The sequence below is a fragment of the Streptomyces sp. NWU339 genome, assembly GCF_003143855.1.
In the GTDB taxonomy this organism is placed as follows: domain Bacteria; phylum Actinomycetota; class Actinomycetes; order Streptomycetales; family Streptomycetaceae; genus Streptomyces.
Window position 1 is genome coordinate 43,674 of the sequence record NZ_QFRK01000040.1, and the last position, 24,291, is coordinate 67,964.

Below are 24,291 nucleotides of genomic sequence, written 5' to 3' on the forward strand. Positions count from 1 at the left end.
ATCTAGGTGCGCACGGTACGGCATTAGTTGTCACTGCACAACACGGCCGTTACGGTCAGCTATCCGGTGAGGCTGCGCGGCGGATTCCGCTCGCACGCCTGCCTGTGTGGACGCACTCGGTCCGGCAGCAGCAGCAGTCGCCGCCGGGCCGGCAGAGGAGGGGACATGGCCGGGGCGCGACGAGCCGGCGGAATAACGAAGCGGTGCGAGTGCCGGGGGGAGGACGGCGTCCGACTCGGGCAGAAGTGCCCGCAGTTGAAGAAACGCAACCACGGCGCCTACCAGCTCCGGCAGGAGCTCCCGCCCGCCGAGGACGGGACGCGGCGGACGTTCCGGCGTACCGGGTACGCGATGGTGGGTGACGCGCAGTCGGACATGGACAAGCTCCGCGCCGTCCTGGACCTCGTCGGCGACGACGAGCACTACGGCCACCAGGTGAGTGACCTGCTGGCGAAGGTGATGCGGGAGCGTGCCGAGATCCCCGACGCGGCCGAGGTGAAGCGGCGGCTCGTGGGCGGCGTCGCGCTCGACAGTGACATGACGGTCGGGGAGTGGCTGGATGCGTGGGTCGAGGCGAAGAAGACGAAGCGGCGCACGACGAGCGGGTACGCGTCCCACATCCGCGTGCACCTGCGGCCGGGCCTGGGGCGCTACCGGCTCGACCGGCTGAACATCGGGCACGTGCAGGCATTCTTCGACGGGATCGACGAGCAGAACGAGGTGATCCGGGCAGAGAACCAGCAGCGCCGCGAGCAGGAAGCCCGCTGTAAGTGGGGGAAGCCCGGCAAGCCGCCGGCCGACGTCTCGGCGCGCCTGGCCGTCGAGCGGGAGAAGCTCAAGGCGATGCCGCCGTATCGGCACATCACGGGGCCGGCGACGAAGCAGAGGATCCGGGCGACGCTCCGGGCCGCGCTGAATTCCGCGATCCGTAAGCAGCTGATCACGTTCAACGCTGCCGAGTGGGTCGAGCTGGAATCAGGCAAACGGCCGAAGGCGAAGCTGTGGACCGCGCAGCACGTCGAACGCTGGGAGCGGACCGGTGAGAAGCCGAGCCCGGTCATGGTGTGGACGCCCGCCCAGCTCGGCGAGTTCCTCGACGAGGCCGAGTCGTCGCGCCTGTACGCCTTCTTTCACCTGATCGCGTTCCGAGGCCTGCGCCGCGGTGAGGGCGTCGGGCAGGAGTGGTCGTACATCGACCTGGACGCCGGGCTCATCACGCCGTCGAAGAACCTTGTGGTCGACAACTGGGAGGTCTTCGAGGACGACCCGAAGACGGAGGAGTCTCAGTCGACGATCGCGCTCGACTCGCTGAATGTCGCCGTTCTGCGTGAGCACCGGAAGCGGCAGCTCGCCGAGCGGGACGAGTGGAACCGGCACGCGGCCGCCGAGCGCGCGAAGGGCAAGGACGTCGCGGACTGGGTGGACACAGGGAAGGTGTTCACCGAGGTTGACGGCTCGTGGCTGCACCCGGAGCAGGTCAGCGACGAGTTCCGCCGGATCTCCAAGCGGGCCGGGCTGCCGCCGATCAACCTCCGGGACCTGCGCCACCTCGCGGCGACGCTCGTGCACGCAGGCGGCGGCGACATCCACGCGGTGAAGAAGGTGCTCCGGCATACGACCATTCAGCTCACCTCGGACACCTATACGGAGCTACTTGAGGACGTCGACCGGGGCATCGCGGAGAGAGCCGCGAGCCTGGTCCCGCGGGCCCGGCGCAGCCCGGAGAACGTCCCCACCGAGCCGGTCGAGGACGCCCAGGAGAGGGAAGACGACGCCGACGAAGCTGCGTAGGCTCGTTGGGTGAGCGCACGTTGAGGCCCCTATCACCGCAGGTGAGGGGGGCCTTCTGCTCGCCCGATGCTCGCCCGAACGCCCCGTAACGCGCCGACATTCCGCGTCACGAGGCATCATGAGCGGGGCGCGGCGGGGGTGCCGATAGGGCCGCTGACCTGCACTGTTCGGCAGTGTGCGGCACCGGGCGTCATTAGGCGTCACGAGCGGCGGTGGCCCGACGGCAGTCTCATAATCCGTCGGCCGTGGGTTCGAGTCCCACCCGCCCCACCAAAGCAGGCCCTTGGCTTGCGGAAACGTTCCTTTCGAGGTGGCGGAGCGTCACCTCCACTCAGTCCTTGCATCGGCTGATGCCCGTTTGACCTGTACGGACGCGGTAGAGGCACAGCTGGTGCGAGCCGCGGCGGGCCGAACGTATCGCGCAAGAGCCGCAGTGCGAGGGCACTGCGAGGACATCGGTATGGGGAAGGGACCGAGAGGGGCTGCTCTCCGCCCCTTCGCTGCGTCACGCTGTCGCGATCGCGGTCCCCGGGACAGCACGTCGGTGCTGGAGCTCCACCGCAGTGCCCCGCACTCGCACTCCGGCAGGCCGAGTTCCTCGCTTCGGTGGATGTCAGGCGGGGGTGGGCGCCGGCGATGTCGCCGTCACCGTTCCCGTCGGCGAAGCGCGGATACGGACCTGGCGGATGACGGTGCTGCGCGACCGGTGAAGCCCGCGCGCCGGTGGCGGTGCCGGTCCGCTCCCTGGAAGCGCTGCGGATGTTCGACCTGCCCTACGGCCCTCATCGGTGCGCGGAAGAGCCGGTGACACGGCGTGGGAGTGCAGGGGAGGCGGGTGGCTCCTCGCTGGGTGACCATGGGACGCGGACGGTGGCGACAGCGGTGGTGGGAGGTGGGGAGAAGGGCGAGCGGTGACGACTGACGAGATCCTCTTCGGCGTGGGCCTGACGTTCGTACTCGCGGTCGGCTCCCAGGTGGTTGCCGCACGTGTGCGGGTTCCGGCGCTGATCATCCTGCTCCCGGCGGGTTTCGTCGCGGGCGCCCTGACCGACGACATCCACCCCGACCGGCTGCTGGGTGCGGCCTTCGAGCCTCTGGTGTCGCTTGCCGTGGCGGTGATCCTGTACGAGGCCGGGCTCGGGCTCGACCCGCGCAAGCTCCGGGGGCGAACGCGCCGCACCGTGGTCAGGCTGATCGTGGCCGGCGTGATCCTGTCAGGGGTGACCGTCGCGCTGCTCGCCGGGCCGTTGCTGGGGATGTCCGCCGACGCGGCGGTGATGCTCGGGGCGATCCTCGTGGTCTCCGGGCCGACGGTCGTCGGGCCGCTGCTCGCCTTCGTCCGGCCGACCGACCGGCTCCAGCGGATCCTCGCCTGGGAGGGCTCCCTGGTGGACCCGGTGGGGGCCATTCTGGGGGCCCTCGTCTTCGCCGCCGTCCTGGAGCACAGCCACAACAGGCACTTCGGCAGTGGGGCGGTGCACTTCGCGGTCAGCGTCGGGGTCGGTCTGGCGGGAGCCGTGGTGGGCACGGCGCTGCTGTGGCTGCTGCTGGTCGAGCTCCGGCCCGGTGAGGTGCTCGCCGCCACCGGACAGCTGGCCACGGTGATCGCGGTGGCCGCGGCCTGCGACATGGCCCGTGACGACACCGGGCTCATCGCCGCCATCCTCATGGGCCTCGCGGTGACCTACCTGCCCGGCTTCGACCTGCCCGAGCGCCGTCCCTTCCTCGAGACGCTGGTCCAGCTGGTCATCGGGTTGCTGTTCGTCTCCATCTCCTCCACGGTCACCCCGGACTCCCTGAGCGGTGTGGTCCTTCCGACACTCGGCATCGTCGCGGTCCTCGTCCTGCTCACGCGTCCGCTCGCGGTGTGGTCGGCCACGCTCGGCACGGGCCTCACACGCGGCGAGCGCGGCTTCCTCGCGTGGATGGCCCCGCGCGGCATCGTGGCCGCGGCCAACGCGTCGACCTTCTCCGTCGGTCTCGTCGCGGCTGGTGTCGACGGGGCTTCGAAGATCCTTCCGGCCGCGTTCTTGGTGATCGCCGCGACCGTGACGCTCTACGGCCTGACTGCGGCACCCGTGGCCCGGCGCCTGGGTGTCACCCGCTCCACCCGCGCCCGGCCCCTGCTGGTCGGCGGTGATCCGTGGGCGGTCGATCTCGGGCGCGCACTGCGCTCGGCGGGACTGGAGGTGCTGATGTGGGCGAGCTCCGAGGAACAGCGCGGGCGTATCCGGGAAGCAGGACTGGAACTGGCCCCCGGAGAGCTGCTGGCAGCGGCCACCGGACGCGGCGCCCGGCTCGAGGGCATCACCTCGGTGCTGCTCCTCACGGACGAAGACGATTTCAACGCCTTGGCGGCAACGGTGCTGCGCCGCGGCGGAGAGGTTCCGGTCTACCGCCTCGGACCGCGCAGTCGCGAGTACGGAGTCGTCGCCCCTTATGGCAGTGGTGAGACCCTGCTCGCTCCGGAACTCACCCGTCTCGCCGTCTCCCAGCGGTACGCACGGGGGGCCCGTATCGTGGCGCGGCCTTTCGACGGCACGGTCCCGCACCAGCACGACATGCTGCTCCTGGTGCGTCCCGGGGGCCGACTGGTGCCCGCCGACGACGGTGGCACACCCACACCGCAGCCCGGTGACGTCGCAATCATGATCGGATTCGTACCGGATCACCCCGCTACCCCTCAGGAGCCTCCCGGACCCGTCTCCGGATGAGGCGAGTGCAGGCCGCCGCGGCCGGGCTGTGGGCGGGCGGGCGCCGACCGCTTCGGCGTGACAGGCGCGACCGGAGTGCCGGATAGTGGACGCGGGGGCGTCTTCCGAGACCTCGGAGCAGCCATGGACCGCTACCCTCCCATCGCCGAACACGGCCTGGTGGGCGACCTGCAGACCGCCGCGCTCGTCTCGTCGCAGGGCGTCATCGACTGGTTCGCCGCTCCCAGGTTCGATTCGCCCAGCATCTTCGCCGCCCTCCTCGACCACGACCGCGGCGGGTACATGCGGCTGGCCCCCGAGCATCCCGACGGGACCTGCAAGCAGCTCTACTACCCCGACACCGCCATCCTGGTCACCCGGTTCATGTCACCGGACGGGGTCGGCGAGGTGATCGACTTCATGCCCCCCGACCGGACCGGAACCGCCACTGACCGGCACACCTTGATCCGCGGGGTCCGTGCCGTGCGGGGGACGGTCGAGTTCACCCTCGAATGCAGGCCGCGCTTCGACTACGGCCGGGCCGAGCACGAGCTCGAACTGGGCGAGGACGGCGCTCTGTTCCGGACCCGCGGGATCGACGGGCACCTGCGCTCCACCTTCCCGCTGGAGCGCGAGGGTCAGGACGTGCGCGGAAAGGTGACGCTGAACGCCGGGGAGTTCGGCGGCGCCGTGTTCACCGTCTGCGCGTCCGGCGGCGAGGCGCCCGCACCCCCCACGGTCGACGGGCTCAACGGGCAGGTCGAGGAAGTCGGCCGGTTCTGGCAGCACTGGCTGCGCCGGTCCCGCTACCGAGGACGGTGGCCCGAGCTGGTGCACCGCTCGGCCATCACCCTCAAACTCCTCACCTACGCCCCCACCGGCGCCCTGATCGCGGCTGCCACCACCGGCCTGCCCGAGCAGGTCGGCGGAGAGCGCAACTGGGACTACCGGTTCACCTGGGTACGCGACGGCTCGCTGTCCGTGCGGGCCATGCTGGACCTCGGCTTCGTCGAGGAGGCCACCGCCTTCGTCCACTGGCTGGTGGACAGGCTGCGCGAGCGCGCGGGCACGGAGGGAGAGCCGCTCCAGACGATGTACCGGATCGACGGCGATCCCGACCTGCCGGAGGAGACGCTCGATCACTTCGAGGGCTATCGCGGCTCCTACCCCGTCCGCGTCGGCAACGGCGCCGCCGATCAGCTCCAGTTGGACATCTACGGCGAGGCCATCTACGCGGTGGCCCAGGGGCGCGAGATCGCGCCGCAGGCCAGTTTCGAGGGATGGCAGGCGCTCACCAGGACGCTGGACTGGTTCGCCGACACCTGGGACCGGCCGGACGAGGGCATCTGGGAGACCCGCGGCGGCCGCCAGGACTTCACCTTCAGCCGGGTGATGTCGTGGGTCGCCTTCGACCACGGGCTGCGCCTGGCCGAGTCCTTCCGCAGGCCCGCCGATCTGGAGCGGTGGCGCACGGTGCGGGACGCCGTCTTCGACCAGATCGTGGAGCGCGGCTGGAGTGAGAAGGAGCGCGCCTTCGTCCAGCACTACGACGGTGATGTCCTCGACGCCTCGCTGCTGCTCATGCCCAGGGTCGGGTTCATCGCTCCCCGGACCACGGCGTGGCTCTCCACGCTCGACGCGATGGACCGCAGGCTCGTCTCCGACAGCCTCGTCTACCGCTACGACCCGGCGGCGTCGCCGGACGGGCTGCGCGGCTCGGAGGGCACCTTCAGCCTGTGCACCTTCCTCTACGTCGACGCGCTGGCCCGGGCGGGGCGGTCGGCCCAGGCCCGCTACACCTTCGAGAAGATGCAGACCTACGCCAACCACGTCGGGCTGTTCGCCGAGAGATCGGTCCGTCCGGGGAGCAACTGGGCAACTTCCCCCAGGCGTTCACCCATCTCTCCCTGATCATGGCCGCCATCACCCTCGACGAGGCGCTCGACGCGGAGCAAGGGCGCTGACCGTGGTCACGCATGCCCGTCCGGCAGGGCAGCCACGGCTGAGCGCGGCCGAGTCCGCCGTGCTGTACCGGCGCCTGGCCTCGCGCGCCGCCTGGGTCGAGGGCGACCGGGGCACGCCGGCCGCTCTCACCCCCGCCCGTGTGCCGGCCGCCATCCGCGAGGGGCGGACCGGTCGGACGGTCACCTTGGCCGCACCGGTGGAGACGTCGTCCGGTCCGGACGACCCGGAGCCCGCGAGGCACCGGATGAGGGGGGCCAGGTGGACGAAGAGCCGGACGAGCCAGCCGGTGAAACCCGAAAGACGGAGCGGACCGGCCTTGACGACGGCCCGGCCGCGGGCGATGCAGGCGGCGCTGCCGAGGTCCCGGTAGGTGAAGGGCTTCGGCTGCTTCGTCCTGCCCTCCACGGCGTGGCGCACGCTCAGGCCCGCGTAAGCGCCGGACTGCATGGCGACCTCGGCCAGGCCCGGCAGCCGGTCCAGGCTCATCACGTCGCCCGTGACGCGGATCTCCGGGTGGCCGGGGACGGTGAGGCGGGGTTCGACCTTGATGCGCCCCGCGCGGTCCTGGTCGGCGCCGGTCGCCCGCGCCAGTGCGGCGGCGATCGGCGGCGCCTCGACCCCGGCCGTCCACAGCACGGTGCGTGCCTCGAACCGGGTCGTCGCGCCGTCACGATCGCGTACCGTCAGGCCGCGTTCGTCGATGTCGGTGACCGTCGTGCCCAGGTGAAGCTCCACGCCGAGGTTCCGCGGGCTCCGCGCCGCACGGTGGGCCAAGGGGCGGCCGAATGCCCCCAGCACCTCGTCGGACCCCTCGAAGAGCAGCACCCGGGCCGTGGCGGAGTCGATCGTCCGGAACTCCCGGTCGAGCGTGTGGCCGGCGATCTCCCGGAGCCGTCCGGCGAGTTCGACACCCGTCGGCCCACCGCCGACGAGCGCGAAGGTGAGCCACTGCTGCCGTTCCCGGTCGTCTGCCGCCGTTTCGGCCATCTCGAACGCCCGGTAGATCCGGCGGCGGATGTCCAGCGCGTCGTCCAGCGTCTTCATGCCGGGAGCGTGCGCGGCGAACTCGTCGTGCCCGAAGCAGGACTGGCGCAGGCCGACCGCGACGATCAGATCGTCGTAGGGCAACTCGACGGCTTCGCCGTCGGGCCGTCGAGCGTGGACCAGCCGGGCTTCGGCATCCACGTCGGTGGCCTCGGCGAGCAGGCAGCTCACGTCGTGGTGACGCCGCAGGACCCAGCGGAGCGGTTGCGCGATCTGCCCCTCGGACAGGATGCCGGAGGCGCACTGGTAGAGCAGCGGCTGGAAAAGGTGGTGCGCGCGGCGGTCGACCACGGTCACCGCGACCGGTGACCGCCGCAGGGCACGAGCGGCGAACAGCCCGGCGAACCCTCCGCCGAGGATCACCACCCTGCGGGGCGTGACGTGGTCCTGCATCGGGAATCAGCCGCCGGTGGCGAAGCCGGGGAAGAGCGTCATCCCGCCGTCGACGTAGAGCGTGCAGCCCACGACGTAGTCGAGCAGGTCGGAGGCCATGGCGACGACGGCGTTGGCGATGTCGTCCGGGTCGCCCACGCGGTGGTACGGGATGAGGCGCAGCAGGTCGGCCTCGGCCTCGGGGGTGGACCAGGCGTCGCGGTTGATCGGGGTGCGGATGGCACCGGGTGCGATCGCGTTGACCCTGATCCGCTGGGGGGCCAGCTCCTGGGCGAGGGTCTGCATCAGCATGCCCACACCGCCCTTGGACGAGGCGTAGTTCACGTGCCCCGACCACGGGACGATCTGGTGGACCGAGCTCATGCAGATGATCTTCCCGGCCGACCGGGAGACCTCCTCCACGACGCCGCGCCGCACGAACTCCTTGGCGGCCTCCCGCGCGCACAGGAACTGGCCGGTCAGATTGACGTCGATGACCTTCTGCCACTGGGCGAGCGTCATCTCCGTCACCGGCGCGTCCCGCTGGAGGCCCGCGTTGGCCACCATGATGTCGATGGTGCCGAACTCCTCGACCATCCGCGCGACCATGGCGGTCACCTGGTCCTCGTCGGACACGTCGGCCTCGTGGGCGTAGGCGCGGACCTCGAAGCCCTCGATGTCCGCCACGACCTTGTCGGCCTCGTCCGCACCGACGACGTAGTTCACCACGACGTCCGCTCCGGCCCGGCCCAGGGCAACGGCGGTTGCCAGGCCGATGCCCGAGTTGGCACCGGTCACCAGCGCCTTCTGGCCCCTGAGGAGCTGCGCGGACACCGCCCCACGGTTCACGTCGCCCTTTCCTGCCACCACGATCTCTCCTTCAGCGTTTCGACAGGTCACGCACGCCAGGAACGGGCGACGCGGACGACACAGGAGTCGTCGCACACCCTGCGTCCCGACCCAAGCACCCTGCGCCGCGGGCAGGACACACCGGCGCGCCACGCGGCCGCATCGGGCCGGGCACACCACACGGGCGGCCTATGAGAGTGCGGTCGCCCCCGGACCCGGCACCCGGAGGCCGTTCCTCCGGGGAGGGAGGCAGACGGAAGCCCAGCGGGTGCGCGTCTCCGCACAGCTGGGCCGTGAGTCCCGAGCGCGGGCCGTCGGCCAGGTCGGACGCCGTGATCGCGGCGTCCGGTGGAAGCGGAACGGGACCCCGACATCCGGCCGTGGCGGATCGGGACGAGTCCGGGCCCCGTGCGGCGGACCGCCCTTCCGGGAACGCCGGCGGGTCCGGCGCGTTCGACGCCGTCGCCGCGAACGCGGGCGCCCTGCGGGAGCAGGTGGTGGCCGCGGGACGGGACGCGTTCATGACCGCGTTCCACGGCGCCGTGACCCTCTGCGCGATCCTCGGGTCCGCCGCCGCGCTCATCGGCTTCCGGATGCCGCGTACGAAGGGCCTCCGCGCGAGCGCGCTGCCGACGGTCCCGCCGGACCTGGACGAGGACGGCGAGCCGCGGCCGGACGTGCCGGTGGGCGCACCCTCCTGATCCACCACCGCCGAGGTGGCGGCTCAGGGCAGGTGGCGGGCGAGGGCCGTGGCCAGGGCCTCCCGTACCTCCTCCGGAGGGCGGGGGCCCGCCCGGCCGGCACCGGCGGTGACGGCCGCGGCGACCGTGCGGAGCCCGGTGCCGGACAGTTGGGACGCCTCGCGCAGGACGCGCCAGGCGGTGTCCGAGCTACAGCCGTGGGAGGCCATGAGGATGCCGCGGGCCCGGTCGATCACCGGCCGGGCGGCGATGGCCTGCCGGAGCTGCTCGATCTCCTCCTCCGCCATGTGCGCCCGGTCCGTCCCGTGCGGGGCCGGGGGGGAGGGCGTGGGAGCGCCGCCGCGGCGCGGGGGCCGCAGCGGGTCGGTGGTGTCCAGGCCGACGAGTTCCAGGAGGCGGCGCGGCTGACCGCTCCAGCGGGTGGCCGTGACCGGCACCGACCGCCGGCGGCCGTGGTCGCGCAGCACGTCCAGGAACCGCAGCCCCGCCGTGTCCATGAAGCGCACCCCGCTCATGTCCAGATCGACCCGGGCCGTGCGGGCGGGCAGCTGGGCCAGCTTCTCGGCGAGGGTGTCCGCGCATCCCCGGACGAGTTCACCGCGCGGGGTGAGCAGGGCCCGGTCGGCGTCCATGCGTCCGCCGATGACCAGGACGTCGTGCCGTCCGGAGGAAGGGGATGGTGCCGCGGAGGTCATGTCACCGCCTCGTCGGTACCCGTACGTGGCCGGGCGTCGGGTTCGGCCGCCGTGGACCGGGCGGCGGGCAGTGCGGGGTCCGGGCTGCGCTCGCGGATGCGCCTGCCCGCTGTGCGACGTCCTACACCCCCGCTTTTCGAACCGGCGTGATTCCGGCGGCACGGGGCGGTGACCGGGCGCGGTCGTGCACCGGGGCGACAGCGCGCGTGGCCGCACCTCGACCCCGGAGCCGGGTCGGCGGGTGCGGGGCGGGGCGGGCTCCCGGGCGGCCGGCCACGCCGTGCGGCGGGCTGTGGGCAGGCGGCCGCGGGCCGTGCGGTGGGTGGGGTCCCGGTCCTCCGGGCGGCCCCGGTGACGTTCGCTGCCCGAGCCGGCTGCCGGGACCGCGTGCCCGGGTCAGGTGGCCAGGGGGTCCAGGACCAAGGGGGCGATCTTGCCCTCGAGCATGGCGCCCAGGCCCTGGACGGCGCAGATGTCCGGCCGCTCGGCGATGTGGACGGGCATGCCCGTCGCCTGCCGCAGCATCTGGTCGAGACCCGGCAGCAGGGCGCTCCCGCCGACCATCATGATCCCGCGGTCGGCGAGGTCGGCGACCAGGTCGGGCGGGCAGCCCCGCAGCACCTTGCCGATCCCGTCCAGCACCGCGGTCAGCGGGGTCTGGATGGCGTGCCGCACGGCGGCCGTGTCGACCTTGACCGAGCGGGCCAGGCCGGTGGCGACGTCCCGGCCGTGGATCTCCGTCGACTCCGGGCCGTGCGGGGTGAGCCCGTTGCCGGACAGGGCCAGCTGCAACGGCCGTACGGACTGGCTCGGCAGCATCAGTTCGTGCTGGTGGCGCAGGTGCTGGACGATGGCGTTGTCCACGGCGTCACCGCCGACCGGCATGCGCTCGGCCGTCACGATCGACCCGAGGGAGAGCACGGCCACCTGCGTGGTCGCCGCCCCGCACACCATGATCATGGTCGCCTCGGGACGTTCCACCGGCAGCCCGCAGCCGACGGCGGCGGCGATGAGCGTGTCGACCAGCTCCACCCGGCGCGCGCCCAGCCCCACCAGGGTCTCGATCGCGGCGCGCTGGGCGAGCGGATCGGCGTCGTGCGGGGTGCAGGCGGCGGCGCGCAGGCCCGGCCTGCGGCGCAGCGTGCGGCGGACCCTGTCGTCGAGCAGATGCCGCAGCATCCGCTGCGCCATCTCGATGTCGACGACGGTGCCGCCGGAGACGGGCCGTACGACGCGGATGTAACCCGGGGTCCGTCCCGTCATCCGCTCCGCGAGTTCCCCGACCGCGATCAGCGCGCCGCTGCGGGTGTTGACCGCGGCGGCGGACGGCTGGTCCACGACGAGACCGGCACCCTTGACGTAGACCCGGGTGCGGGCCGCTCCCAGGTCGACGGCGAAGTGGCAGCGGCGCAACTGCTCCAGACTGGCGGTCACGGCAGATCCTCCCGAGTGCGCGGTCCTGCGGGCCGCCGGGCGGCGGACCTCATGACCATCCTGCGCGGATTCAGGAGTTTTCACCCGTTTTAGGGGGCCGAGCGGGGGGCCGCCGAACGGGGGACGACGGGCGCGGAGGGGCTGCCGGTCAGCCGTCGCGCAGCGCCCGCTTCATGATCTTCCCCATGTCGTTGCGGGGGAGCGCGGCGAGGCGGTGCAGCACCCGGGGGCGTTTGTGCGGGGCCAGACGGCGGGCGACGTGGTCGGCCAACTCCTCGAGGGAGGGCGGTGCCTGGGGGGCGGCGGGGACGATCCACGCCACGATCCGCTCGCCCAGGTCGGGGTCCGGCTCCCCGGTCACCGCCGCCTCCCGGACCCCGGGGTGTTCCAGCAGCGCGTTCTCGATCTCCCCGGCGCCGATCTTGTAACCCCCGCTCTTGATCAGGTCGGTGGCCTTGCGGCCGACGATCCGGACGTAGCCGTCGGCGTCGCGCACCGCCATGTCACCGGTGCGGAACCAGCCGTCGGCGGTGAAGGCGTCCGCGGTGGCGTCCGGACGGTTCAGGTACTCGGTGAACAGGTTCGGGCCGCGCACCTGGATCTCGCCCACGGTCTCCCCGTCGTACGCCGTCACCAACATCACGCCCTCTTCGGCCTCCTCACCCTCTTCGGCCTCCTCCACCAGCCGCAGCTCCACGCCCGGCAGCGGCACGCCCACCGTGCCGGGGCGGGCCTCGCCGTCCGCGCGGACGCTGGTGTTCATCAGCGTCTCCGTCATGCCGTACCGCTCGACGACCCGGCGCCCGGTCGCCGCCGCGATCCGCTCGTGGTCGTGCACGGGCAGCGCCGCCGACCCCGACACCAGCAGCCGCGCCCCGGCCAGGGCCTTGACCAGCTCCGGCTCGGTGGGCAGCGCCTCCGCGACGCGGTGGTACATCGTCGGCACCCCGAAGAGCATGGTCGCGCCGCCGCTCAGCTCACGGGTCACCCCCTCGGTGCTGAACCTGCCGAGGTGACGCACCGAGCCGCCGCGGCGCAGCGGGCCCAGGACGCCCAGGACCAGCCCGTGCACGTGGAACAGCGGCAGCCCGTGCACCAGGACGTCGTCGCCGGTCCACTGCCAGGCGTCGGCGAGCGCGTCCAGGGTCGAGGCGATCGCGCGGCGGGGGATGACGGCGCCCTTGGGCGGGCCGGTGGTGCCGGAGGTGTAGACGACCAGGGCCGGGTCCTCGTCCCGCCCCCGGTCCTCGGGGAGGGGACGATCGCCCGGGGCCCGGTCGGCCGGGTCGACGTCCAGGCGGGGCAGGCCGTCCAGTGGGGCGGGGAGGTCCTCGCCGGGGGCGGCGAGGACCAGGTCCGGGGCGCTGTCGGACAGGATGTGGCCGAGCTCCTTCGTGCCCGACCGGGGGTTCAGGGGCACCACGGTCACCCCGGCGAGCAGCGCCGCGGTGACCGCGACCGCCGTCTCCAGCGTCGGCGTCGCCCAGACGGCGACCCGCCGCGCCTCCCGCACGCCGCCGGCCACCGCGCCGGCCGCGGCGGCGAGTTCCCCGTACGTCAGTGAGCGCTCGCCGAACCGCAGGGCGGGCCGGTCGGCGGCCGGGGCGTCGGTCAGGGCCGGGAAGAGAGGGGACACGCGTCGTAACTCCTTAACCGTTCGGCTGCGCGGCCGTCGTTCCGGTTCTCGTTCCCCGGTACCACCGCGACCACGACCCCTCTGTACACCATCGACCGGACCGACGGTCGGGCGGGCCAGGGCCTGCCCGACGGAACAGGTTGCAGGGAATCGACGGTGCCTTGTCGGCACGGGTGAGCGGGGGCCGGTGCGTCCAGCTGCAAGGCGGAGGAGGGGGTCGGCCGGGGTCTCCCCTGCTCGAAGAGCTTGGGGGAGGGCGGGCCGGCCCCCGCGTCTGCGGCATGATCCGCCGGGCAGGTCCTAGGGGGACGTTTCGCGGAAGGTACGGGAGTCGTCGTTCACCGGGGGCGCTTCGGGACGGCGGCCGTCCGGGAGGAACAGCACCGAGTTGACGTAACGCGGGCCCCTCAACGGGCCGTAGGGCAGGACGCGGCGGAGCAGGCCGTGCGAGGCGACGTGGGAGACCCCGGCCTGATGGGCCTCCAGCGGGAAGCGGGCCAGCGGGACCCAGGAGCCGGCGGGCAGCACCCAGCCGTCGTAGCCCAGCAGGGACAGATACGTCACCACGGGTGCGATCGGCTGGATGCGGGACTCCAGCTCCACGAACAGGGCCGGGCGGTCGCGGGCCAGGACGCCGGTGGCGCCGCGCAGCACCGCCGACTCGCTGCCGTCCACGTCGATCTTGATGAAGCCGACGTCCTTCAGGCCCAGTTCGTCCAGCGTGACACAGGTGACGTCCAGGGCGTGGCCGTGGATCTCCCGGCGGACCAGGGACGACACGCCCCGGTCGCCCCCGTCGTCCGGCGGGAGCCACAGCCGGGCGACGCCGGAGCGGTCCGAGGCGGCGGCACGGATCACGCGGACGTTCGGCGGGGAGCAGGCGGTGAGCAGCCGGGCCAGGTGAGGGACCGGTTCGACGGTCACCACGCGGCGGGCGCGCCGGGCCAGCCGGTGCGTCCAGGGGCCGTACCAGCCGCCGACGTCCACGGCGGTGCCGCAGTCCGGTGGGCACAGCTCGGCGAGCCGGGCCAGTTCGGGCTCGAAGCGGGGGTACACGGCGCGGGCCGCGGCGGCCACCGCCCGGGTGGGCAGGAACGGCGCCACGCGCGCTGCGAGAGTGGTCCGCGTGGTTCGAGGCCGGTCGTTCCGGCCGTCCGTGTGTGTCACGGGGTCGCTCCCGGGGCGCCGGGATGTCCGGTGTGGTCCGCGGACATGTGGCGGTTCGACATGTGGCCCTCGGACATGTGGGCCAGCAGTCGCTCGTGTTCCTCGTCCGAGACCTGCTCACCGGAGGACGGGAGCAACTGCGGGATGCCGTCGAGGACCGGATAGCGGCGGCGCAGGCGCGGGTTGTAGAGCGCCTCCTCGAGACCGTCGTCCCCGGCCGCGGAGGCGGCGGTGGTGAGCAGGTGCAGCGGGCCCTTGTCGAGCGGGCAGGCCAGAATCCTCAGCAGCGGGTCGTCGGGCTTCACGGTGACGTCAACTCCTCGGTGGCGGTGGGAGATCGGGGGTGGTGTCGTGCTTCGGCATGACCAGCAGTACGGCGACCGCGAGCACCGTGCCCGCCACGCGCAGGGCCAGCCGCAGCGGCTCGTCGGGGAGTTCCTCGCCGAACGACAGCGTGCCGAGCACCGCCGTGTACAGGCACGTCACGGTCGTGCACACCGGCACGATCAGCGAGGCCCGGCAGCGCTGGAGCGCCGCCTGCGACAGGACCAGGCCGAACGCGCCGGTGAACAGCAGCAGGTACGGGTAGGGGGAGCGCAGCAGGTCGAGCAGCGCGTCACCGACACCGCTGGTCGTCAGGTGACTTGAGACCCCCTTGACGGCGAGCGAGCTGACCCCGTAGAGCAGGCCGACGGCGACCCCGTACTCGACGCCGGTGGTCGGCATCCGGTGCCGGCGCCGGGCACGGCGCTCGGCGGACCGGTAGAGCCACACCCCGGCCGCCAGCGACGGCACGCACACCAGCAGGATCAGCCGGTACGGCGCGTCCCGGCCGACGGTGTCGGCGCCCGCGCCGCCCTCCTTCAGCGACAGCACCACCATCAGCAGCGCGAGCAGGATGGCGGCCAGCGCGTACCGCTCCCGGCCGGTGGTCCGCTCGCCGAGCAGCCGCGCCGACAGCATCACCAGGAGCACCAGGCCGGAGACGAACAGGCCCTGGGCGGCGGCGATCGGCAGGGTCCGGTACACGGCGAGCTGTGCGCCGAAACCGGCGGCGAGGGACAGCGCGCCGGCGATCCACAGCGGGCTGCCGAGCACCAGCCGCAGCAGCCGCGCCGGCCGGTGAACCGTTACTTCGGGCAGGGTGGCGAGCGCCCGCTTCTCCAGGACGAACCCGCCGCTGTACAGGACGTTCGAGACCAGGGCAGCGGCCACTCCCCACCACATCGTCCCCGCGCCCCCTTACGTCCGGCGGGCGTGCAGCAGCAGGATCGACGCGAGCGGAGGCCGGGCACAGGCCAGCCGGTCCAGCAACCGCAGCGGACGCGGCACCCCGTGGAACGGAGCGCCTTCGAGGCGTACGACGGTGAAACCGGACGCGGCGGCGAACTCCCGCAGCGCGCGGGCGGTGTAGAGCCGCAGGTGCCCCACCACCTCCGAACCCGGACGGCCGTGGATGCCGCGCAGGCTGACCTCGGAGAACACCGGCTGCACCCCGGCCAGCAGCAGCGCCCTGTTGTACCAGGCGGCCAGATTGGGGGTGGACAGCATCAGATGACCCCCGGGGCGCAGCACCCGGTGGATCTCCTCCAGGGCCGCGTCCGGGTCGACGAGGTGCTCGAGCACCTCGCTGAACAGCACCGCGTCGGCCGATCCGGAGGCGAACGGCAGCCCGCCGTCGGTGAGTTCGCCGCGCACCGCGTACGGCAGCCGGGTGCGGGCCCGCGTCAGGGCGTCCTGGGACCAGTCGACGCCGACGAGCCGGTGGCCGCGCAGGAGGGGCGCGGCGGTGGCCGCGGCGGTGCCGTCGCCGCAGCCGATGTCGAGGATCGTCGCGGGGCCGAGGGCACCGGCCGGGCCGAGCGCCCCGGCGAGCATCCGGGCCTGGCGGAGGCTTCGGGAGGGGCCCGAGGCCACCGGGACGGCGGGGTTCTCGTAGAAGTCGCGCAGGTCGCGGGGCGGGGACGCGGTGGTCGTCACGGGGTCGCCTCCGTGGAGTGCAGGTGGTGTGCGAACAGGTCGCGCAGGTGGGCGCCGTCGCCGGGCCCGAGCAGCGCGCGGGACCAGCGCACGGACAGGTGCAGCCGGCCCGCGGTGGAGGCGGTGGTGAAGGTGAGGCCGCGGGGCATCCGGGCGGGAGCCGAGAACCACACCGCGTGCGCGCACCCGGCCTCCTCCCCGAAGTCCAGCGGGTACGGGATGCGGCCGATGTTGCTGAGCAGCGTCGTCGACGTCCAGGGCGCGACGGCCCTGCGCACGGCCCGGGTGAGGACGGCACGGACGGCGACCGGTGCCCAGGGCGTGGTCAACAGGGCTGCTCCATGTCCCAGTTGAGGGCGGGGGAGTGCTTTGAGGGCGCGGGTGCGCAAGGCCGTGCGGTGCAGCAGGGCGGGCAGGTCGGACGTGTCCAGCTCTTCGGGGGAGAAGGGGACTTCGACCAGCCGGGTGCCGTTGCCGATGGGCATCGTGGCGTCCCGGGGGCGGTCGTCCACCGGCATGGTGATGCGCAACGGGCGGACCGGGGCGCCGTGTTCGCGGTTCCAGTGGGCGAGGGTCAGGGCGGTGGCGACCATGAGCTGGTCATTGACGGTGTAGGGAGAGCCCTTGGGCCGGTGCGGCAACGGGAGTTCGGTGTGGAGCAGTCCGTTGCCGCGGCGGGGGCCCGGGTGCGGTTCCGGGGTGCCGCGGGACACCCGGGCGGGCGGAGCCCACGGGGAGGGGGCGTCCGGCGCGTCCGCCCGCGGTGTCTCGGACGGCCGTACGGGCGGGGCGGCGGGCGAGTTGTCCCGGCCGCCGTAGATCTCGGCGGCGGTGGCCAGGACGCGCAGGCAGGCCGGGCCGTCGAGGGCCGTGTGGTGGAGGGTGAGGAGCAGCGCGGTGCCCGTCGAGGCGCCCGCGCGGCCGCCCGCCCCGGGTTCGGTGTCACCCGGGGCGTTCACCACCTCGAGGCGGATCGGCGGGGACGCCGTGAGCGGAGGCGCCACGGCCATGGCCCGGCTCCGGGCGCCTTGCAGGGAGCCGGGACCCGGCGGCGGGAAGCTCACCACCTCCACATCCGGTTCCTCGGTCAGCTCCCACTCGTAGCGGCGCCGGTACCAGGGGCCGGGGGCCTCGCGCATGAGGACGCGCGGGTGCCGGCGCATCGCTTCCAGGAACGCCTTGCGCAGGCGGCCGGGATCCAGTTCCCCGGGGAGGCGCACCTCGATGAGCACCGTCTCCGGTTCCTCGTCCTGGACGCAGTGCCGGGACACCTCGTCCACCACGGGGAACGGGATGCGCGAAGGAGCGGTCATCCGGTCTTGCCCCTTTCCGCCGGCCCGCCGCCCGCCGAGCCGTCCGCGCCTCCTGCGCCGTCCGTTCCCCGCACGCGGGGAAGCCGCTGCGTGGACTTCTCCGGGCCGGGCGGCGGCGAGTGCGCCGGAACGCGGGGCGGTTCCGGGGGCTGTACGGCCGTGTCGTACCGCGCCGTGTCGTGTCCCGGACCGTCGGCGGCGCCGGGCCCGTACGGGGCCGTCCCGGTGCCGTCCGTCCGGCCGGACCCCCAGCCGTCCTCCCGGACCGTGCGCCCGGAATCCGGACTGCCGAGGCTCACCAGCGCCGCGAACAGTCCGGTCAGCGCCAGCAGTTGGGCCAGATGCCCGTAGGCGCCCGTGCCCGCGCCCGCCGACTCCCCGGCCCCGAGGGCCGCCGCGATCCCCGCTCCCGCGAGGGCGGCCAGAGCCACCGGCACCAGCAGGGCGGCCCTGCGCCGTGCGAGCAGCGCCAGCGCCGGGACCAGCAGCGCCCACCAGCCCGCGATCACCACGCCGACCAGCGTCAGCGCCACCGCGCCCAGCCACGGTCCGGGCGCCGGCGGCGCGGGCTGCGGCGCGTCGGAGTTCTCGGGGTTCTCGGCGTTCTCGGGGTTCTCGGCCCTGCGGCGCCACAGCGCCAGCCCGATCAGCACCGCGATCCCGACGCCGCCGCCGATCAGCGCGGCGTCGTACGTCGTGGCGGGACCGTAGGACAGCTTCACGGTGCCGCTCTCGCCCGCCGGGATCCGCCACCCCTGCTGCCAGCCGTCCAGCCGCACCGGCGTCAGTTCCTCGCCGTTCAGGGTGGCCGTCCAGCCCTTGTTGTAGTTCTCGTACGTCGTGAGGTACGAGGCGGCGCCCGAACCGACCGACAGCTCGCGCCGGTCGCCCAGCCAGTCCTCGACCGTCAGCTCGCGCCCGGCCGTCGAGGCGTCCGGCACGGTGCCGCGGGTCAGGGTCAGGGCGGTGACGGTCAGCGGGCCCGCGTCACCGGCCTCGATCCGGTGCCGGCCGGCGGACAGCTCCAACGCCGTGTCGACGTCGCCCTCCTGGCAGAGCGTCACCTCGACCGGACGTCGCTCCACCAGGTCCCCCACCGTCCCCTTGACGCCGGTCCCGTGCAGCTGACCGTCGACGGCCAGCACCGGTCCCTCGCCGCACGCCAGGGTGAACTCCCGGTCGGCGGACGGCTGCGGGGTGCGGTACTCGTCGAGCGCCGGAACGTAGACCTCCGTCAGGCCCACCGGCAGGTCCAGGTCCTCGCCGACGACGGGGTTGTGCAGGGTGAGCGGTGCGGTGCGGGTGATCGTGATGTCGAGCCGGTCCGTGGTGATCGCCGGGAAGCGGACCATGCCGTTGTCGTCGACCCCCGCGATCGCCGCGCCGTCCGGGGAGCTGATGTGCACCTCGGTCGGCCTGGTGGACAGGCCCCCCGCGGCCGCCAGCACGACCTCGTCGACGGGCTGCTTGCCCTCCCAGCTCAGACGGACGACCGGCCGGTCGCCCGCGATCCAGGCGGTGGTCAGGTCGCCGTCGGTGAGGTTGCGCGCGGTCAGGCCCGCGCCGAGGCGGGCGGTGGAGTCGGCGGTGGCGGTGATCCGGGCCCGCTGCTCGGGCGCCACCTCGTACAGCAGGCGGTCCAGCGCTTCACCCGGCACGGCCACCGCGCTCGCCGCGACCTCGTAGGTGCCCGCCGTGCCCGTGGTGAACAGGCGGTGCAGCCCGTTCTCGGTGCCCGTGGGGGACAGCCCGGTCGGGTCGGCCGAGCGGTGCAGCGAGACGACCTGGGCGGCGGCGGTCGACTCCGCCGAGTCCGTGGGCAGCCGCAGCAGCCTGGTCACCCGCACGTCCGGCAGGTCGATCTCGGAGAAGCCCGCGCCGCCCAGACCGGTGTGCTGCGAGACCGAATCGACGATCGTCAGCTTCATCCAACGCGTCTCACCCGCGGGTGCCTTGACGTCCTGCTCGGTTCCGTTCGCCTGGAGGAAACTGGTCTCGGAACCCCGCTCCGTCTCCACCCGCACCCTGGTCGCCGCCGCCCGCACACCGTCCTGCGGCAGCGGGGTGATGCCGAGGGAGTCCGGCATCTCGTAGCCGTCCTCGAAGGCGATCCGCAGCCACTGCCCGTCCGGCGAGCCGGCCGAGCCCTCCGCCCAGGCCGTGTCCGGGTTGCCGTCGAAGGCGTTCACCGGGTCGTACTGCGGCAGGTGGAACAGCCAGTTGCCGTACGAGGACGCCGACACCGAACGGGCGCCGCGCAGTTCGGCCACCGTCTGGTGCTCCAGGCCCTTCGTGGGAAGGATCTGGTGCGGCCGCTCACCCGCGTCCTGCACGGCGTCGGGCGCGTTGCGCTCGCCCCGGGTGTACGTGTACGACGTGTTGGAGTTGACCAGGCCGAACCGGGTGTCCGCGTACCGCATCCCGTCGCCGGTCACCTGCAGGGGCGGGGTGCCGAGCCCCGGGTGGCCGTCGCCGGTCAGCACGGCCGGCCGGCCGCGCAGTTCGCCGGCCAGCGGCAGCAGGGACTCCGGGCCGCCGGAGACCACGGCGGTGTCGGCGATCGGGGCCAGCGAGGCCTGCCCCGGACGCCGGACGTCCGTCCCGGTCGGACGGTAGATCTCCACCGCCCGCTGCCGCGGGTACAGCCCCTCGACCTGGAGCGGGGTGTCGTTCGCGATCACTCCGCCGGTCGTGACCGGACCGAGTCCGGTGACCCGCTCGTACCCGGACTGCGTGAGGGTGCGCTTGACCGTCGCGGTCGGCACCTGCCCGACCTGGTCGGGGTCGAGGTCGTTGCGGACGACGACGTAGTACAGGCCCGCACGGCTCAAGTAGTCGGCCAGGCCGGGTACTTCGGCGCCGGTCAGCAGGGCCTGCTCGACCGCGTCCAGGGCCCGCCGGTTGCCCGGGGTGCCGAACGGCACGTAATCGCGTTGCGCCCAGCGGGAGCCGGCGACCACGTCCAGCGGCTGGTCGATGGTCGAGCCCCAGGTGTGGATGCCGTGCGCGGTCGCCGGCACCACCAGGGCCCGGGAGTCGGGGGAGTGCTTCTCCAGCCAGTCGGCCGTGGCCTGCCAGTACTTGGGGATCTCCTGGAACGAACCCGGGCTGAGGATGGACCCGTTGAGGTACGGCCACATCAGCCCCGGCAGGACCAGCACCGCGGCGACCAGGGGCGCGAGGCGCCGGCCGCGGACCCGGCGGGCCCCGCGCGCCTCGGCGGCCACGCCCACCAGATGGGCCAGCCCCAGCACCAGGGCGAGCGCCAGGCCCGTCTGGAACTTGTAGACGTTGCGGAACGGCGACAGCCAGCCGTCCAGCCAGTCCTGCACCACCGAGTGGAACGGGGCGCCGAACGCGCCGCCGTACCCGGCGAGCAGCACCAGCACCGTCACCAGCGCCGTCAGCACCAGCCAGCGCCGCTCCGGCAGGTCCCGCCGGGCCAGCCCCGCCAGGCCCAGACCGGCCGCGAGCGCCGAGCAGACGATCACGAGCGCCGAGGAGGCGACCGTCCAGCCCGCGGGCAGCCACGCCTCGCCGAAGTGCAGGTACCCCACCCAGTTCCCGGCCCCGCGCAGCGCCTCCGTCGCCGACATGGTGTCGGTCGTGGTCCGCGCGGTCTCGATGTAGGGCAGGAAGTTCTCGCCGTACACGCCGAGCAGCAGCAGCGGGATCCACCACCAGGCGGTCGCCACCGCGACCGCGGGCGCCCACCAGGCGATCAGCCGCCACCGGCGCGGCCCTGGCGGCCGGGACAGCAGGTACAGGCCCACGGGCAGCAGCGACGCCAGCGTCGAGGCCGCGTTGACCCCGCCCATGAACGGGACCAGCAGCGCCGAACGCAACGCCGCGACCCGGGGCACGTACCGCTCGTCCGTCAGCGGCAGCAGCGCCCACGGCAGCAGCGCGCCCGGCAGGGCGGCGGCCGACGTCGAGCCGATCACCGTGGTGAACAGCGGCCACAGCGCGTACGCCGTCGCCGCGAGCAGCCGGGACGCCCCGTTGCCCACGCGCAGCCGTTCCGCCAGGCGCAGCGCGCCCCAGAAGGCGACCGACACGATCAGCGACAGCCACAGCCGCTCCGCCAGCCACACCGGGAGCCGCACGAGGTCGGCCAGCCAGTAGAACGGCAGCATCGGCCACAGGTAGCCGACGTACTGGTTGTGGACCCCGCCGAACGACCCCTGGTCCTGCCAGAGCTGGCCCAGGTCGGTCAGGAACCGGCCCGGGTCGACGGTGACACCCAGCTTGGTGTCGAAGGTCTGCCGCCCCGGCTGCACCGCCAGGAGGAGGGCGAACACCACCGCCCAGAAGCCCAGCAGCCAGCGCCGCGACCGCGGGCCCGGGGGCGGGCCCGCGGCGGTCGCGGTACGGGGGACGGCTGCCGGAGGGGGAGCCTGGACCGTGGTCGTCATTCGGGACACCGCCGGAGGATGAGGAGGAGGTTCCACGTAGCGAACTCACGCAGACCGGGCACCTTGACCACGGCCTCGGTGAGGAACGGCCAGTAACGGGAGCGCGCCGAGACGATGCGTACGTCGGCGCGGGCCCGTACCTGCCGCAGGGTGGTGCCGATGTGCACCGGGAAGAGGTTCTCGCCGAGCGTGTGCTTGGCGGGCCTGCCGGTACGGCGCCGGTAGCGGGCGCGGGCCCGCTCGGCGCCGAGGTAGTGCCACGGGGCCCACTCGTGCCCGCCCCACGGCGACAGCCAGTTGGTGAACGACACGTAGATGAGCCCGCCCGGTCCGGTCACCCGGACCAGCTCGCTGAGGAAGGTCTGCGGATCGGCCACGTGCTCCAGGACGTTGGACGAGAACGTCACGTCCGCGGCTCCGTCGCACAGCGGCAGCAGATAGCCGTCCGCGAGGACGGTCCCCTCGGGGGGCTTCTCGGCCAGCTCCCGCGCATCCGGCTCGAACAGGAAGGCGTCCGCGCCGCGGCGGCGGAACTCCTCGGTGAAGTGCCCGCTGCCGCCGCCGACGTCCAGCACGACGCGGCCCGCGACCGGACCGCCGTACGCCTCGACCTGGTCGGCGGCGTCCCGGGCGAGCAGCGCGTAGCAGGCGTCGGGGTCCTCCTGCTCCCGCATGAAGGCGCGGAACAGGGCGAGGGAACGGCGCGGGGAAGGGTCCTTCGGCACGCCGCCCCCGCCCCTGCCGCTCATGTTCCCGCCGCTCATGTCTCTGCCGCCCGGCCCCGTCTCGGTCATGCCCCTGTCAGTCATGTGTCCACCGCTCATGGCCGATGACTTCGCACCGCCTCCGCCGCCACCGCGCCGAACTGCCGCACCGTGCGGCCCCAGCGGAAACGGGCGGCGTGCTTCCTGGCCGCCTCGCCCATCAGTTCCCGGCGGGCACCGGACAGGGCGAGCGTGCACCAGGCCGCCGCGAACGAGGACTCGCCGCGGGCCAGCACGCCGGTCTCGCCGTCCACCACGGAATCCCTGAGACCGGGTACGTCGAAGGCGACGGTCGGGGTCCCGCGCGTGGCCGCCTCCGTGACGACCAGCCCCCACCCCTCCACCGCGGAGGGGTGCAGCAACAGCCAGGCCGCGCACAGCAGACGGTGTTTCTCCTCCTCGGAGACGTGTCCGGTGAACTCGACACCGGGACCGGCGAGGCGTTCGAGGCGTTCCCGCTCGGGGCCGTCGCCGACGATCACCAGCCGACCGCCGGTGACCGGCCGCACCCGTTCCCACAGCCGGAGCAGCAGATCGATCCGCTTGTACTCGACGAGCCGGCCCACCGCCACGAAGAGCGGCTCCGGGGAGCGCCCGGTGCCCGGACCGGGCTCCTCCACACCGTTGTGCACGACCCTGATCCGCTCGCGGGGCACGCCGATCCCGTGCAGCGCGTCCGCGGTCGACGGGGAGACGGCGACCAGCAGCCCGTGCCGCCGGGCACCGGTCAGCGCCCAGTGCTCGAGCCTGCGCCCGATCCGCGCGGCCGGAGCCAGCGGACCGCCGAAACGCATGCGCCACAGGTCGGTGTGCACATGGTTGACCAGGCACAGCGTCGGCCCGCGATGCCACATCGGTGCCAGGTACGGCATGCCGTTGCAGACCTCGACCAGCAGATCGCAGTCGCCGACCCGGCGGGCGAAGGCGGAACGGGCCCGCAGGAAGTGACTGTAGGCGCCGCCCGCCGACACCACGCGGTAGTCGCGGACGGGGGCCGCCGGACCCCCGCACAGCAGGGTGACCTGGTGGCCCATGCGGCTCAGGCCGTGGGCGAGCCGGTCGACCAGCAGCTCGGAGCCGCCCGCGGAGGGGTTGTCCAGGTCGCGGTGGGCGAGGAAGACGATCCGGCGGGGGCCGGGGGACACCGCCGGAAGTGCCTGCGGCGCGCCGGGGAGCGTGGTGCGGTGGGGGTTCCCCCGCTTGAGAGAGGCCGGGAGCGGGGGAGAGGACGGTACGTGCTGGGGCATCGGTGCTCCAACTCGTCTGGGGGTCATGCGTGGGGTACGCGGGGCACGTGCGGGTCGGACCGGGGTGCGCGGCGCGGGCAGTGCTGCCGAGCGCAGGCGTGTCGGAGGTACGGGGAGTTCGGAGGTACGGGGAGTTCGGAGGTACGGGGAGTTCGGAGGTACGGGGAGTGTCACGAAGCGCAGGGGGTGCGGAACGTGGTGGCGTGGAAAGGGGAGGAATTCGGG

General features: G+C 73.4%; 16 protein-coding genes and 1 pseudogene. 4 read left to right on the forward strand and 13 right to left on the reverse strand.

Translation table 11 applies throughout. From position 1 onward, the window contains the following. Positions 1–165 precede the first annotated feature (165 nt). From xerC to DIZ27_RS32995, 3 genes and pseudogenes are all read left to right on the forward strand, one after another. Positions 166–1,791 (forward strand): tyrosine recombinase XerC, encoded by a 1,626-nt coding sequence (xerC, locus tag DIZ27_RS32985; protein WP_109382086.1) that lies wholly within the window; start codon positions 166–168, stop codon positions 1,789–1,791. Between the two features lie 911 nt (positions 1,792–2,702). Next, positions 2,703–4,505 (forward strand): sodium:proton antiporter, encoded by a 1,803-nt coding sequence (locus DIZ27_RS32990; protein ID WP_109382087.1) that lies wholly within the window; start codon positions 2,703–2,705, stop codon positions 4,503–4,505. A gap of 123 nt (positions 4,506–4,628) precedes the next feature. Next, positions 4,629–6,448: pseudogene (locus tag DIZ27_RS32995) on the forward strand (glycoside hydrolase family 15 protein). Here the strand turns inward: DIZ27_RS32995 and DIZ27_RS33005 are convergent. Both DIZ27_RS33005 and DIZ27_RS33010 read right to left on the reverse strand, forming a co-directional pair. Continuing rightward, the gene (locus DIZ27_RS33005) at positions 6,408–7,886 is read right to left on the reverse strand and encodes an NAD(P)/FAD-dependent oxidoreductase (RefSeq protein ID WP_258308650.1); all 1,479 of its coding nucleotides are present in this window, start codon (positions 7,884–7,886) and stop codon (positions 6,408–6,410) included. The pseudogene DIZ27_RS32995 and the gene DIZ27_RS33005 overlap by 41 nt on opposite strands. 6 nt (positions 7,887–7,892) lie before the next feature. Further along, on the reverse strand, positions 7,893–8,732 hold the full coding sequence (locus DIZ27_RS33010) for an SDR family oxidoreductase (RefSeq protein ID WP_109382103.1): 840 nt from the start codon (positions 8,730–8,732) through the stop codon (positions 7,893–7,895). A gap of 362 nt (positions 8,733–9,094) precedes the next feature. Between DIZ27_RS33010 and DIZ27_RS48910 the strand changes: the two genes are divergently transcribed. Continuing rightward, positions 9,095–9,415, forward strand: coding sequence for a hypothetical protein (locus tag DIZ27_RS48910; protein ID WP_181383800.1), 321 nt, complete (start codon positions 9,095–9,097; stop codon positions 9,413–9,415). A 23-nt stretch (positions 9,416–9,438) separates the two neighbouring features. On the opposite strand, the gene DIZ27_RS33025 is transcribed toward DIZ27_RS48910, so the two are convergent. The 11 genes from DIZ27_RS33025 to DIZ27_RS33075 form a co-directional block, all read right to left on the reverse strand. Next, positions 9,439–10,110, reverse strand: coding sequence for an ANTAR domain-containing protein (locus DIZ27_RS33025; protein ID WP_181383801.1), 672 nt, complete (start codon positions 10,108–10,110; stop codon positions 9,439–9,441). Positions 10,111–10,506: 396 nt separating this feature from the next. Further along, the gene (locus tag DIZ27_RS33030; RefSeq protein WP_109382089.1) at positions 10,507–11,544 is read right to left on the reverse strand and encodes a rod shape-determining protein; all 1,038 of its coding nucleotides are present in this window, start codon (positions 11,542–11,544) and stop codon (positions 10,507–10,509) included. A gap of 148 nt (positions 11,545–11,692) precedes the next feature. Then, complete coding sequence (locus DIZ27_RS33035) at positions 11,693–13,180, reverse strand: acyl-CoA synthetase (RefSeq protein WP_109382090.1); 1,488 nt, start codon at positions 13,178–13,180, stop codon at positions 11,693–11,695. A gap of 300 nt (positions 13,181–13,480) precedes the next feature. After that, a complete protein-coding gene (locus DIZ27_RS33040; RefSeq protein ID WP_109382105.1) occupies positions 13,481–14,257 on the reverse strand; it encodes an FkbM family methyltransferase in 777 nt (258 codons plus the stop codon). 86 nt (positions 14,258–14,343) lie between these two features. After that, positions 14,344–14,652 (reverse strand): Trm112 family protein, encoded by a 309-nt coding sequence (locus tag DIZ27_RS33045; RefSeq protein ID WP_109382091.1) that lies wholly within the window; start codon positions 14,650–14,652, stop codon positions 14,344–14,346. Positions 14,653–14,659: 7 nt separating this feature from the next. Further along, on the reverse strand, positions 14,660–15,574 hold the full coding sequence (locus DIZ27_RS33050; RefSeq protein ID WP_181383802.1) for a DMT family transporter: 915 nt from the start codon (positions 15,572–15,574) through the stop codon (positions 14,660–14,662). A gap of 15 nt (positions 15,575–15,589) precedes the next feature. Beyond that, on the reverse strand, positions 15,590–16,327 hold the full coding sequence (locus tag DIZ27_RS33055; RefSeq protein WP_109382093.1) for a bifunctional 2-polyprenyl-6-hydroxyphenol methylase/3-demethylubiquinol 3-O-methyltransferase UbiG: 738 nt from the start codon (positions 16,325–16,327) through the stop codon (positions 15,590–15,592). Next, positions 16,324–17,640 (reverse strand): condensation protein, encoded by a 1,317-nt coding sequence (locus DIZ27_RS33060; RefSeq protein WP_109382094.1) that lies wholly within the window; start codon positions 17,638–17,640, stop codon positions 16,324–16,326. Before DIZ27_RS33060 ends, DIZ27_RS33055 begins: the two co-directional genes overlap by 4 nt. Further along, positions 17,637–22,055 carry an alpha-(1->3)-arabinofuranosyltransferase family protein gene (locus DIZ27_RS33065; RefSeq protein ID WP_109382095.1) on the reverse strand — a complete coding sequence of 1,473 codons (4,419 nt, stop codon included), beginning with the start codon at positions 22,053–22,055 and terminating at the stop codon, positions 17,637–17,639. Before DIZ27_RS33065 ends, DIZ27_RS33060 begins: the two co-directional genes overlap by 4 nt. Continuing rightward, positions 22,052–22,819 carry a bifunctional 2-polyprenyl-6-hydroxyphenol methylase/3-demethylubiquinol 3-O-methyltransferase UbiG gene (locus tag DIZ27_RS33070; protein ID WP_109382106.1) on the reverse strand — a complete coding sequence of 256 codons (768 nt, stop codon included), beginning with the start codon at positions 22,817–22,819 and terminating at the stop codon, positions 22,052–22,054. Before DIZ27_RS33070 ends, DIZ27_RS33065 begins: the two co-directional genes overlap by 4 nt. A 56-nt stretch (positions 22,820–22,875) precedes the next feature. Then, positions 22,876–24,066, reverse strand: a complete 1,191-nt coding sequence (locus DIZ27_RS33075) for a glycosyltransferase family 4 protein (protein WP_109382096.1) — start codon at positions 24,064–24,066, stop codon at positions 22,876–22,878. Positions 24,067–24,291 lie beyond the last annotated feature (225 nt).